Here is a 12,534-nt window from a genome sequence, read left to right on the forward strand (position 1 = left end):
GGTTTTACCGACATTTTTTAGGAATTTGTCCAACATTTTTTATGCATCTGTCCAAAAATGCTTAAAAAAATGTGTTAGCGTCTTCCTTCCAGAAGACAAACATGATAGAATGTGTTTGTCAATGTTTTTAACAATGATGAAAAAGTGGAGGAGATTATATTGACAATGAAAAAGACACTTAGTGCTTTTTCTGTCAGTGCAGCGGCATTGTCTTTGGTGCTCGCAGAAGGAGTTCAGGCTGATCAATTAGTTGATAATCAGTCTTATTCTGATGCGCCCGTTAGTCAAAGCCAACCACAGGCAGAAAACACACAGAAGGATGAATCTGTTTCGAAAGAACAGGTAGACGCTGCTCAGGCTCTTGTACAAGAAGCCGACAGCAATGTTGCACAAGGGAAAGCTGATTTGGCTCAAGCTCAAGCAAATACTGCTGCAGCTCAGAGTCAGGTCGAGCAAGCACAAGCTGAAGCTAACCGGGCACAGGAGGCAGCTGATAAAGCTGGTCCGGAAGCTATTGAAACAGCTAAGCAAGAAGAGAGCAATCAAAAAGCTCAAGTGGAAAGCAACAAGTCAGAACTGGCTAAAGCTGACCAAGCAACTAAGACGGCTGAAGCTGAGCGCGATGCTCAGGCAGCCAAGACTAAAGAAGCTCAAGAGCAAGCGAAAACTCAAGAAGGACGCCTTGCTAAAGCTCGAAATGACGTGAAGGAAGCTCAGGCCAACCTAAGTGGGGACGCTACAGCGAAGGCAGAAAAGAATGTGAAAGCAGCCCAAGATAAGGTGGCAGCTGACCAGTCTGCTGTTGAAACAGCTCAAGCAAAAGTAGCTACAGCTCGTCAGACTGACAGTCAGAAGCAGGCTGAGGTTGCAAAAGCTCAGACCAACCAGACTCAGGCTAAGACGGCTCGTGATTCTTCTCAAAAGAACTTGCAGGAAAAAACTGCTGCAGCTGAGAAGACTCAGTCAGACTTGAACCAAGCTCAACAGGCTTTGCAAAAGGCTCAAGCTGGAAAAATTACTACTGAAGCTTCTAGCAATAAAAACCGTGTGTCAATGACTCCGGAATACATTGCAGCCTTGAGAGAACTAATTGCACCGAATTTATCAGAGCAAAAAACTAATGAGATTCAAAATAGACTGGCTGCACTTAATGCCAGTGCTAAGGCTCTCAATCGTTATGTAGCGGATCCTACAGATAGCAAAGCTTTGATTGATACCAATAATATTCCACAGAATGTTCGTCAGGAACTTTCACAGTTTGCTTCAGAACTCATCAACCAGCTGCGCACTCAGATGGGAACAGGTGAAGTAGTTGTGACACCGTCATCAATTGATTTCGCTGATAAGGTGGCAACAGAATACCGCAAAGACAACTGGAACTGGGATTTGATGGAGAAATACCATCACGATGCTAAAGCAATTAACCGCGTAGCGCGTGAATATGGTTTAATGACCACAAGTGCTGAGCAAGAGAGCAAAGGTCTCCAGTATTATGAAAACGCTTATATTTGGAGAGAAAAAGCTGGCCAAATGAGTGTGGCTGAAATGAAGAGACGAATCTATGATTCCGTTGTTGAATTCATGTTTAATGGCTATGAATGGCTACATGCTACCTCTATCTCTGGTCTCAATACTGGTCGCCAGAAAAACTATCTGGGTGTTGATTTCTCAATGGAAAGCGACATCACTATGGCTCATTTCACTATGGTGTCAGAAGATCAGGTCAAATATGCCAGCAAAAAGAACTTCAATGCCAGCCCGATTACAGGCAAAGCTGCAACAGCAAAAGTAGATCCGCAGGAAGTAGCTAAGGCTCAAACTGTCTATGACTCTGCCTTCAAGGCTAATCAACTGGCTCTGGCGTCTAAGGGAGTTGCTCAAACCACTTACAATCGGAAGGCTGCAGCCTTAGAGCAAGCCAATCAGCAACTGGCTCAGGCACAAGCTCAATCAGGTGAGTCAGCAACTGCTCAGGCCCAAGCAGCTCTTGCTGCAGCTCAAGAGAAGTTGGCAGCTGATCAAGCGGCTTTAGCAGCAGCACAAGCAGCCCTGCAAAACTCAAACTTAGATGACAAGACTAAAGCAGAAAAATTAACTCAGGCCCAAGCAGCTCTGACTGCTGTTCAAGCGACAGTTGCCGCAGCTCAAGAAGCTCTAAAAACTGAATCAGATAAGTTGGCTCAGCTAGACGCAGCTTTGAATGCAGCAAAAGAAAGAAAGACTAATCTTGAAAAAGCTGTTACAGATGCTGAAGCAGCATTGCAAATGGCTAAAGAGTCATTGTCAAATCTTGAAAATGCAGAAGAAAACTTGGAACAAGCTAAAACTAAACTAGCCGCAGCTCAGGCTGCTTACCAAGCAGCTCTTACAGCTCAAACAGATCAAGAAGCAAAAGTAGCAGTTTTAACTGCGGTTCAAGCACAAGCTAAGGCGACATACGACTTGCTAGCTCAAACATATGCTGAGCAAAATAAGGAAGAAGATATTCGTTATTACCAGTCTGTTTTGGCTCACACAGAGGAGCGCTTAGCTCGCTCTCCGCTTACTGGACAAGTAGGAGATCCTCAGCATACAGCTCTTGGAACTACTGGAACTGCTGGAAGTGCTAGCCCTGGAAATCATAAGCAGGCAGCTGATTCAGGTCATGCCTTGCCTAAGACAGGAGAAAACTCTTCTTGGCTTATTCTTGCAGGCCAAATGCTTCTGCTCATGGCTATGAAATTGTTCTACAAGAAACGTTCTCTTGATTAGAAAGAACAAAAGCAATCAAAAACAGTCAAATTCTTGACTGTTTTTTGTTTAATATGGCTTGATATATCAAGTCATATACTTGAAAAATTCTTTATTTTATGGAATTGTATGTAATTGTTTTTCAATAAAAAATTTTCAGATAATTATTGAAATTTCACTGCTTTTATGTTACAATGAAGCTAATAAATATGAGGTAAAAATATGGCCGATTTACTAGAAAAAACACGAAAAATTACGTCTATTCTGAAGCGCTCGGAGGAGCAGATGCAGGAAGATTTGCCCTATAATGCTATTACGCGTCAGTTGGCTGATATTATCCACTGTAATGCCTGCATTATCAATAGCAAGGGACGTCTTCTAGGCTATTTCATGCGATATAAGACCAATAATGACCGTGTGGAAGCTTTTTTCCAAGATAAGAATTTCCCAGAGGAGTATGTCCAAGAAGCCAATCTGGTTTATGAAACGGAGGCTAATCTACCGGTTACGCATGATTTGACGATTTTTCCGGTAGAGACCAAGGATGATTTTCCAGATGGCCTGACTACTATTGCTCCCATTCATGTTTCAGGGATTCGTTTGGGTTCATTGATTATCTGGCGCAATGACAAGGAATTTGCGGACGATGATCTGATTTTGGTTGAGATTGCCAGTACAGTGGTTGGTATCCAGCTGCTTAACTTCCAGCGGGAAGAGGATGAGAAAAATATCCGTCGCCGGACGGCAGTGACCATGGCGGTCAATACTCTGTCTTACTCAGAACTGAGAGCCGTTTCAGCAATTTTGGGTGAGCTGAATGGTAATGAAGGCCAGCTGACAGCATCTGTCATTGCTGACCGTATTGGAATTACCCGCTCAGTGATTGTTAATGCCTTGCGCAAGCTGGAAAGTGCTGGGATTATTGAAAGCCGCTCGCTAGGGATGAAGGGAACTTATCTGAAAGTCCTGATTCCGGATGTCTTTGATGAAATTAAAAAGAGGGACTACTAATGGCTAAAGCACTGATTTCCATTGATTATACAGTTGATTTTGTCGCAGATGAGGGCAAGTTGACAGCAGGAGCGCCAGCGCAGGCGATTTCTGAAGCCATTGCTCAAGTGACGGAGGCAGCTTTTGACCGAGGAGATTATATCTTCTTTGCTATTGATGCCCATGATGAGAATGATGCCTTTCATCCAGAAAGCAAGTTGTTCCCGCCTCATAATATCAAAGGGACCAGCGGTCGTAATCTTTATGGTCCTTTGGCTGATTTTTATGAGAAGCATCAAGCAGACTCTCGGGTCTTTTGGATGGATAAGCGTCATTATTCTGCCTTTTCCGGCACGGATTTAGATATCCGCCTGCGGGAAAGAAAGGTAGATACGGTCATTTTGACTGGAGTCTTGACGGATATTTGTGTCTTGCATACAGCGATTGATGCCTATAATCTTGGTTATCAGATTCAGATGGTAGAACCGGCTGTGGCTTCTCTGTCAGAGGAAAATCACAAATTTGCCTTAAACCACTTGCAAAATGTTCTGGGTTCGACTATAATAGATACAATTTAAAAGTAAAAGAGAAGCAGAGTAGGCTTGCTGACTTGCACAGAGAGTGCTGATAGCTGAGAGCAGCACCAAGAAAGCAAAAAACCGAAGAACATGTTTCGTAATCTTTTGTGTGATTAAGCACAAACGTCGCTCACGTTACGAGTTCAGAGGCTGCCTTTTAAGGCGGCGAATAACAGTGGTACCACGGCTTTCGTCTGTTTCAGAGACGGAAGCTTTTTATTTTGCAGTAGGACAAGTGAAGACAATAGAAGAATGCTTCAAATATTCTTAACAGCAGGGCGGAGCTACTAATTGATTTGAAAGGGAAAGAACATGAAAGAAATTTTTATCGGGAACTATGGTTTAGAGCAGGTCGGACAGACCATGACCGCAACTGGCTGGGTGGCCAATATCCGCAATCACGGCAAACTAGCCTTTATTGAATTGCGGGATCGCGAGGGCTTACTTCAGGTCTTCGTTGGCGGTGAGATTGAAGATTTTGCTAAGCTGGAAGACATTGGCAAAGAGGATGTTATTGCAGTGACGGGGCAAGTGGTTCAGCGAGAAGAGCGCTTTGTCAATAAGTCCATCAAGTCTGGTCAGGTTGAGCTGAGAGCTGAAAAGATTGAAGTCATTGCTAGCAGCAAGGTATTGCCTTTTGAGCTAGATCAGCATGCCCATACAGGGGAAGACCTGCGTCAGAAATACCGCTACCTGGACTTGCGCCGTGAGAAGATGACACATAACCTCAAACTACGTCACCAGGTCACCTCAACCATTCGGGAATATTTGAACAGTTTGGACTTTTTGGAAGTGGAGACGCCTTATCTGACCAAGTCAACTCCTGAAGGGGCTAGAGACTTCTTGGTGCCTAGTCGGGTCTTTAAAAATCAATTCTATGCGCTGCCTCAGAGCCCGCAGATGCTCAAGCAGTTACTGATGGGAGCTGGTCTCGAGCGCTATTATCAGATTGTTCGTTGCTTCCGTGACGAAGATCTGCGGGGCGATCGCCAGCCAGAGTTTACCCAGGTGGACTTAGAGCTGAGTTTTGCCAGCGAAGAAGAAATCCGAGCTCTGGTTGAAGCTATGCTCAAGGCTGTTGTTAAGAAAACTCATGGTTTAGAGTTGACAGAAGATTTTCCGACTATCAGCTATGAAGAGGCTATGAGCCGCTTTGGTTCTGATAAGCCAGATACGCGCTTTGGTTTAGAGCTAAAGAGTTTGACGGATTTGTGTCAGTCCAATGATTCGCTGCTCATCAAGAAAGCCTTGGATAATCAAGAGGAAGTGATGGGAATTTGTGTGCCAGATGCGGCTAGTGCTTTTAGTAAGAAACAACTGAGTCACTACTATCAGGAAATGAAGGAATTTGGCTGCAGTCGTTTCGCCAGTCTAAAGGTTGAAAATGGCCAGTTAGTTGGAGATTTGGCTAGCACCTTTGAGGCTGAGAGTCAGGATTTACTAGCACGTTTTGAGGCCAAGGATGGAGATTTGATTCTGCTAGTTATGGCTAAGCAGCGTCGGGCTCAGGAAGCTTTGGGACATCTGCGGATAGAAGTCGCAAAAGCTTTGAATTTGATTGATCCGAGTTTGCTTCATTTCCTCTGGGTTGTGGATTGGCCGCTGCTGGAGTGGAATGAAGACCAAAATCGCTATCAAGCCATGCACCATCCTTTCACCCAGGGAATCTTTGAAGAGGGCCAAGATCCAGCTCAATTCCGCAGCCAGGCTTACGACATCGTCTTAAACGGCTATGAGATTGGCGGTGGGAGTCTGCGGATTCATGACCGGAAGGCTCAGGAAGCTATGTTTGAGCTTTTAGGCATGAGCCAAGAAGACTATGAACGGGACTTTGGTTTCTTCCTGGAAGCCTTAGAATACGGCTTCCCACCACACGGCGGCTTGGCTCTGGGCTTAGATCGCTTGGTTATGATTTTGGCTGGGGAAGAAAATATCCGGCAAGTCATCGCCTTTCCGAAAAATGGTACTGGCTTTGACCCTATGCTGGAAAGTCCGAGTTTGGTAGACCAAAGACAGCTCAAAGAACTGCATTTGGAATTGAAGAATTAGCCTGAAATATGGTAAAATGAAATGATGCGAATTCCTGAAGAATGGCAGGAAGAAGCTGAAGAAAAGAGCTGGCGGATGGCAAATAAATGAGCGTCCCTAGCTTGTCAAAGTAAAGGTGAGCTGAAGCTTGGAAATAAAGATATCATCTAGAAATTGTTATTTTCAGTCGCTAAAGCTCACATATCTTATGAAAGGAATCAGAGATGAAGATTACTCAAGAAGAAGTAAGTCACGTTGCTAAGCTGTCAAAACTGGCTTTCTCACCAGAAGAAACGGCTGAGTTTGCGACGACCTTAACCAAGATTGTCGACATGGTCGAATTGCTCAATGAAGTGGACACGGAAGGGGTTCCTTTCACTTCCAATGTAGCTGCTAATATCAACTATATGCGAGAAGATGTGGCTCAGCCAGGCTGGAACCGGGAAGAGCTTTTCCAAAATGTACCTGAAAAAGAGCGGGGCTACATCAAAGTGCCTGCCATCCTAGATGACGGAGGAGATGCCTAATGACTTTTAATCACAAGACTATTGAAGAGTTGCATGATTTGCTGGTCAAGAAAGAAATTTCTGCGGTAGAGTTAACTCAGGCGACTTTGGCAGATATCAAAGAACGTGAAGCGGCTGTGGACAGCTTCATTACTGTCAGTGAAGAAGAGGCTTTGGCTCAGGCTGCGGCTCTGGATGTTAAGGGCATTGATGCGGACAATCTTATGAGCGGAATTCCGCTGGCAGTCAAGGATAATATCTCAACCAAGGGGATTTTGACGACGGCTGCTTCTAAGATACTCTACAATTACAAGCCGATTTTCGATGCGACTAGCGTAGAGAAGCTTTACGGTAAGGATATGATTATCGTCGGGAAGACCAACATGGACGAGTTTGCCATGGGTGGATCCAGTGAAAACTCTTACTTTAAGACGACTAAGAATGCTTGGGACAGCAGCAAGGTTCCTGGTGGATCATCTGGTGGTTCAGCAACAGCTGTTGCCTCTGGTCAGGTCCGTCTATCACTGGGTTCAGATACGGGTGGTTCTATTCGCCAGCCGGCTTCCTTTAACGGTGTAGTCGGGCTCAAGCCAACTTACGGACGAGTTTCTCGTTTTGGGCTCATTGCTTTTGGTTCTTCTTTAGACCAGATTGGGCCTTTCTCTCAAACGGTTAAGGAAAATGCCCAGCTTCTGAATGTTATTTCTGGTAATGATCCTAAGGATTCGACATCATCACAAGAGGCAGTGCCAGACTTTACCAGCAAGATTGGCCAAGACATCAAGGGCATGAAGATTGCCTTGCCTAAGGAATACATGGGTGAGGGAATTGACAGCAAGGTCAAGGAAACTATTTTAGCAGCGGCGAAGCACTTGGAAAGTCTAGGAGCCATTGTTGAAGAAGTCAGCCTGCCCCACAGTAAGTATGGCGTAGCAGTCTACTATATCATTGCTTCTTCTGAAGCCAGCTCTAACCTGCAACGTTTTGACGGTATTCGCTATGGCTACCGCGCAGAAGGTATTGAAAATCTAGAAGATGTCTATGTTAAATCTCGCAGTGAAGGCTTTGGTGAAGAGGTGAAACGCCGCATCATGCTGGGAACTTTCAGTTTGTCATCTGGTTACTACGATGCTTACTTCAAGAAAGCTGGTCAGGTTCGGACCTTGATTATGCAAGATTTTGCCAAGGTATTTGAAAAATATGATTTGATTTTAGGCCCAACTGCACCAACTGTAGCTTATGACTTGGGCAGTCAAAACCAAGATCCAGTGGCCATGTATCTGGCTGATCTTTTGACTATTCCAGTCAATTTGGCTGGTCTGCCGGGTATTTCAATCCCAGCTGGCTTTGCAGATGGTCTTCCTGTCGGCCTGCAGTTGATTGGTAACCACTTCGATGAAGCGACCATCTATCAGGCAGCCGCAGCGTTTGAAGCGACAACTGACTACCACAAACAGCAGCCAGTTATCTTTGGAGGTGAAAAATAATGAACTTTGAAACAGTTATCGGACTGGAAGTCCATGTTGAATTGAAGACCAATTCAAAAATTTTCTCACCGGCTCCAGCTCACTTCGGTGAAGATCCAAATGCCAACACCAATATCATTGACTGGTCCTTCCCGGGTGTTCTGCCTGTTATGAACAAGGGTGTTATCGACTATGGTATCAAGGCTGCTCTGGCTTTGAACATGGATATTCACCAGAAGATGCACTTTGACCGCAAGAATTACTTCTATCCGGACAATCCAAAAGCTTATCAAATTTCTCAGTTTGATGAGCCGATTGGCTACAATGGTTGGATTGAGATTGAGCTAGAAGACGGCACGACCAAGAAAATCCGTATCGAGCGGGCCCACTTGGAAGAAGATGCCGGAAAGAATACCCACGGCAGTGACGGCTACTCTTATGTGGACCTCAACCGCCAAGGGGTGCCGCTGATTGAGATTGTATCAGAAGCGGATATGCGCAGTCCAGAAGAAGCTTATGCCTATCTGACTGCCCTCAAGGAAATCATCCAGTACACGGGCATTTCGGATGTCAAGATGGAAGAGGGTTCCATGCGGGTGGATGCCAATATTTCTATCCGTCCTTACGGTCAGGAAGAATTTGGTACCAAGACTGAGCTGAAAAACCTTAACTCCTTCAACTTTGTCCGCAAGGGTCTGGCATTTGAGGAAAAGCGCCAAGCTGAAATCCTACGCAGCGGTGGTCAAATTCGTCAGGAAACCCGTCGTTATGACGAAGCAACTGGCGAAACCCTGCTCATGCGGGTTAAGGAAGGTTCAGCGGACTACCGTTACTTCCCAGAGCCTGATCTACCTATCTTTGAGATTGAGGATGCTTGGATTGAGCAAGTACGCAGTAGCTTGCCAGCCTTTCCAAAAGAGCGCCGAGCTAAGTATGTGGGCGATTACGGTCTGTCTGACTACGATGCTAAGCAGCTGACAGCGACGAAGGCTGTGTCAGACTTCTTTGAAGCAGCTCTTGCAGCAGGTGGTGACGCTAAGGCTGTCTCTAACTGGCTCCAAGGGGAAGTGGCTCAATACCTCAATGCCGAAGGCAAGACCATCTCTGAGATTGAGCTGACACCTGAGAACCTGACTGAGATGATTGCTCTGATTGCAGACGGAACGATTTCTTCTAAGATTGCTAAGAAGGTCTTTGTCCATCTAGCTAAAAACGGTGGCTCTGCCAAGGAATATGTGCAGAAAGCAGGCCTGATTCAAATCTCAGACCCAGCCCAGCTTCTTCCAATCATCCAAGAAGTATTTGCCAACAATGAAAAAGCTATTAATGACTATAAGGGCGGCAATAAGAATGCGGCTAAATCCCTGATCGGTCAATTGATGAAGGCTACTAAGGGGCAAGCCAACCCACAAGTAGCGCAAAAATTGCTTAATGAAGAGTTGGAGAAATTATAGAAATAAGTAGAAAACCAGTCGTGAGGCTGGTTTTTAATCTTTTCTTTAGCCATTAGTTATGTTAAAATAATTAAAAAACAAAGGAGTCTTTTATGTCGGAAATCAAAGTGAAACGTGGGACAGGTTTTGTTGGAATTATTGGAAAGTTTCCAATCTTTATTAATGATCAGAAAGTGGGCGCAATTAAGAATGGTGATGAGGCTGTCTTCCCTATTGAGGGGGAAGAAGCTGTTGTTCGTGTAGGAGCAGCTCCTATGAAAACCAAGCCAGTGACAGTTAAAGCAGGACAAACCTTGCTGATTGAAACAAATTTTACTAATGTTTCTATTTGTTTAGGAACTTTAGTGGTTGCTTTTCTATTTGGCGGATTGCTCCGTGCGATTCTCTTGATTCTTTATATTGTTTTAATGTTTCTTTTTCCGTTTTACTCGGCTAGAATTGCAGAATAAGTCTAAGACCAGCTGATGCTGGTTTTTTGTATGCTATTTTTTGAAAATGTAGCTAATCTTTTGACAAGATTTCTGAAAGGGTTTACAATTAAACTAATAAATTATAAAGTGAGGTATGTTTATGGCAAAAATGAATGCTGCGCGTTGGTATGGCGCTAAAGATGTTCGTATTGAAGAAGTGGATGTACCGGAAGTCCAACCGCATCAAGTCAAAATTGCGGTCAAGTATACAGGAATCTGTGGAACTGACTTGCATGAATATCTGGACGGACCGATTTTTATTCCGACAGAAACAGAGCATGTCTACTCTGGCCAGAAAGCGCCTGTAACTTTGGGACATGAGTTTGCTGGGGAAATTGTTGAGGTCGGCAGTGCTGTGACACGAGTCAAGGTTGGCGATCGGGTGACAGTTGAGCCCATTTTGGCTAAGCATAATCTTGTCGGTGATTATAATCTGGACCCCAATCTAAACTTTGTCGGTTTGGCGGCAGACGGTGGTTTTGCCAAATACTGTGTTTTGGACGGAGACATTGTTCACAAAGTTCCAGACAGTCTTAGCTATGAGCAGGCGGCCTTGACAGAACCAGCTGCTGTGGCTGTTTACGCGGTCCGTCAGTCGGCTCTTAAGACAGGCGATACAGCAGTTGTCTTCGGTTTGGGACCAATCGGACTCTTGATTATTGAGGCTTTGCGGGCAGCCGGTGCCTCTAAGATTTATGGAGTTGAATTATCTCCAGAACGCCAAGCCAAGGCAGAGGAGCTTGGGGCCATCATTGTGCGACCAGAAGAAGGCGAAGATGTGGTAGCTGCTATTCAGCGTTTAACTGGTGGCGGGGCAGATGTGTCTTATGAAGTGACTGGGGTGCCGGTTGTGCTGGGACAAGCTTTAGCTGCTGTCCACAAGGCCGGAGAATGTATGGTGGTTTCTATCTGGGAACGAGAAGCTAGCATCAACCCTAATGAATTTGCCATTCAAGAAAAATCGCTTAAGGGTATTATCGCCTATCGGCATATTTTCCCTAAGGTGCTGGAATTGATGGAGCAGGGCTATTTCTCTGCTGACAAGCTTGTGACCAAGAAGATTAAGCTAGAGGATATTGTGCAAGAAGGCTTTATCGAGCTGACTCAGGACAAGGCGCAGATCAAGATTTTGGTATCGCCAGAATAAAATCTTTGCTTAATCATGAGACGAAAATCAGTCAAAACTGGCTGATTTTTCTTTATGGTTTGTGCTGTAATAAGTAAAGATTTAGAAAGAGGTTGGATGTCAAAAGTTTTGAAAGGAACCATCTTTTCCTACACGGTCTTTCTTAAGGGTACTTCCCTGATAGGCCCTGTCAAATCCGGTCTTCTAGCTTCCATTGAGCCTATTTCAGCGGTCTTCTTTGCCTTTTTTCAGATGAATTAGCGTTTTTATGTCGTTGATCTGGTAGGGATTGCTATGATTTTAATAGCTGTTTCGCTCATTTCCCTTAAAGATTTATGGCTGCAAAAAAAGAAAAAGTCCTGCAGCCTCTCCTAGTTGAACCACTATATATGGGAGACAAAAAGGATAAATAAAAAAGGAGTTGACTCTTCAATCAACTTCTTTTTATTTGGAGACCATTTTCCAGAAAAAATCAATGATATAGGTCAGTCCGTAGGTATAGATGACGAGAGTGATGGGCTTGCAAAGAAGGATAATCAGCATGTACTTTTTGAAAGTCATCTTGGTCAGGGCGGCCAGCATACAGAGAAAGTCGGCTGGACTGATGGGCCAAATCATCATGAAAATAAAGAAGCGCTCAAAGCGATTGCCCTTATCCAGCCAGCCGATATATTTATCATAGGTGCGCTTGCTGACGACAGACTGAACAAAAGCCGGACCATAGGTGCGCGCCAGATAAAATATCAGGGCGCAGCCAATGACAATGCCGATATAGTTATAAATGGTGCCGACGATATGGCCGTAGATGAAAACGCCAGCGACAGAGGTCAGGGCGCCAGGAATAATGGGCACGACTGTCTGTAGAATCTGCAGGAAGATAAAGAGAGGCGGTCCCCAGAGGCCAGCCTGTTGGATAAAGGCTGAGAGAGTCTCCTTGGATTGGAGGACGCCAGCGAAATAGGCCCAAAGACAAAAGGCCACCGTTCCTAGAGCGCCAATGGCGGACGACCAGTTGATAATCTTTTGCAAAAGAGGGGAAACAGCCTGCATCTGCCTGTTTTTTTCTGTCATACAAACCTCCAGGACATTTATACTATCACCACTATAATATCATCTTTTTTCCTTTTTGTAACTCTTGAGGCTGAAGGTGCCAAAAAGCCTCAAAGATGATATAATGATGTAATTA

At 44.7% G+C, this 12,534-nt stretch carries 10 protein-coding genes and 1 pseudogene; 10 read left to right on the forward strand and 1 reads right to left on the reverse strand.

The window, feature by feature from the left end; translation table 11 throughout:
- Positions 1–165: 165 nt before the first annotated feature.
- The 10 genes and pseudogenes from RWX26_RS02490 to RWX26_RS02535 form a co-directional block, all read left to right on the forward strand.
- Positions 166–2,751, forward strand: a complete 2,586-nt coding sequence (locus RWX26_RS02490) for an SEC10/PgrA surface exclusion domain-containing protein (protein WP_399558195.1) — start codon at positions 166–168, stop codon at positions 2,749–2,751.
- Between the two features lie 201 nt (positions 2,752–2,952).
- Positions 2,953–3,741 (forward strand): GTP-sensing pleiotropic transcriptional regulator CodY, encoded by a 789-nt coding sequence (gene codY, locus RWX26_RS02495; RefSeq protein WP_002896308.1) that lies wholly within the window; start codon positions 2,953–2,955, stop codon positions 3,739–3,741.
- Positions 3,741–4,298 carry an isochorismatase family cysteine hydrolase gene (locus RWX26_RS02500; protein WP_314578875.1) on the forward strand — a complete coding sequence of 186 codons (558 nt, stop codon included), beginning with the start codon at positions 3,741–3,743 and terminating at the stop codon, positions 4,296–4,298. Before codY ends, RWX26_RS02500 begins: the two co-directional genes overlap by 1 nt.
- A 312-nt stretch (positions 4,299–4,610) precedes the next feature.
- Positions 4,611–6,347, forward strand: coding sequence for an aspartate--tRNA ligase (gene aspS / locus RWX26_RS02505; protein WP_314578878.1), 1,737 nt, complete (start codon positions 4,611–4,613; stop codon positions 6,345–6,347).
- Positions 6,348–6,550: 203 nt separating this feature from the next.
- A complete protein-coding gene (gene gatC / locus RWX26_RS02510; RefSeq protein ID WP_002896305.1) occupies positions 6,551–6,853 on the forward strand; it encodes an Asp-tRNA(Asn)/Glu-tRNA(Gln) amidotransferase subunit GatC in 303 nt (100 codons plus the stop codon).
- Positions 6,853–8,319, forward strand: a complete 1,467-nt coding sequence (gene gatA, locus RWX26_RS02515) for an Asp-tRNA(Asn)/Glu-tRNA(Gln) amidotransferase subunit GatA (RefSeq protein ID WP_314578880.1) — start codon at positions 6,853–6,855, stop codon at positions 8,317–8,319. The genes gatC and gatA overlap by 1 nt, the downstream gene beginning before the upstream one ends.
- On the forward strand, positions 8,319–9,752 hold the full coding sequence (gene gatB, locus RWX26_RS02520) for an Asp-tRNA(Asn)/Glu-tRNA(Gln) amidotransferase subunit GatB (RefSeq protein ID WP_002901040.1): 1,434 nt from the start codon (positions 8,319–8,321) through the stop codon (positions 9,750–9,752). Before gatA ends, gatB begins: the two co-directional genes overlap by 1 nt.
- A gap of 92 nt (positions 9,753–9,844) precedes the next feature.
- A complete protein-coding gene (locus RWX26_RS02525) occupies positions 9,845–10,201 on the forward strand; it encodes a hypothetical protein (protein ID WP_223312216.1) in 357 nt (118 codons plus the stop codon).
- Between the two features lie 121 nt (positions 10,202–10,322).
- Positions 10,323–11,369 carry a 2,3-butanediol dehydrogenase gene (locus RWX26_RS02530; protein WP_032906405.1) on the forward strand — a complete coding sequence of 349 codons (1,047 nt, stop codon included), beginning with the start codon at positions 10,323–10,325 and terminating at the stop codon, positions 11,367–11,369.
- Between the two features lie 105 nt (positions 11,370–11,474).
- Positions 11,475–11,723: pseudogene (locus RWX26_RS02535) on the forward strand (EamA family transporter); the annotation flags it as partial.
- Positions 11,724–11,792: 69 nt separating this feature from the next.
- Here the strand turns inward: RWX26_RS02535 and RWX26_RS02540 are convergent.
- Entirely contained in the window at positions 11,793–12,419 is a 627-nt protein-coding gene (locus RWX26_RS02540; RefSeq protein ID WP_314578890.1) for a TVP38/TMEM64 family protein, read from the reverse strand.
- Between the last annotated feature and the right edge of the window lie 115 nt (positions 12,420–12,534).

Origin of the sequence: uncultured Streptococcus sp., from assembly GCF_963536705.1 — a bacterium.
Classification (GTDB): Bacteria; Bacillota; Bacilli; order Lactobacillales; family Streptococcaceae; genus Streptococcus.

Bases quoted from the DNA above. Each gene is read 5' to 3' on its own strand.
- RWX26_RS02490 (WP_399558195.1), top strand. From the start codon at position 166: ATGAAAAAGACACTTAGTGCTTTTTCTGTCAGTGCAGCGGCATTGTCT.
- gatB (WP_002901040.1), top strand. From the start codon at position 8,319: ATGAACTTTGAAACAGTTATCGGACTGGAAGTCCATGTTGAATTGAAG.
- RWX26_RS02530 (WP_032906405.1), top strand. From the start codon at position 10,323: ATGGCAAAAATGAATGCTGCGCGTTGGTATGGCGCTAAAGATGTTCGT.
- codY (WP_002896308.1), top strand. From the start codon at position 2,953: ATGGCCGATTTACTAGAAAAAACACGAAAAATTACGTCTATTCTGAAG.
- RWX26_RS02540 (WP_314578890.1), bottom strand. From the start codon at position 12,419: ATGACAGAAAAAAACAGGCAGATGCAGGCTGTTTCCCCTCTTTTGCAA.
- RWX26_RS02500 (WP_314578875.1), top strand. From the start codon at position 3,741: ATGGCTAAAGCACTGATTTCCATTGATTATACAGTTGATTTTGTCGCA.
- gatA (WP_314578880.1), top strand. From the start codon at position 6,853: ATGACTTTTAATCACAAGACTATTGAAGAGTTGCATGATTTGCTGGTC.
- RWX26_RS02525 (WP_223312216.1), top strand. From the start codon at position 9,845: ATGTCGGAAATCAAAGTGAAACGTGGGACAGGTTTTGTTGGAATTATT.
- aspS (WP_314578878.1), top strand. From the start codon at position 4,611: ATGAAAGAAATTTTTATCGGGAACTATGGTTTAGAGCAGGTCGGACAG.
- gatC (WP_002896305.1), top strand. From the start codon at position 6,551: ATGAAGATTACTCAAGAAGAAGTAAGTCACGTTGCTAAGCTGTCAAAA.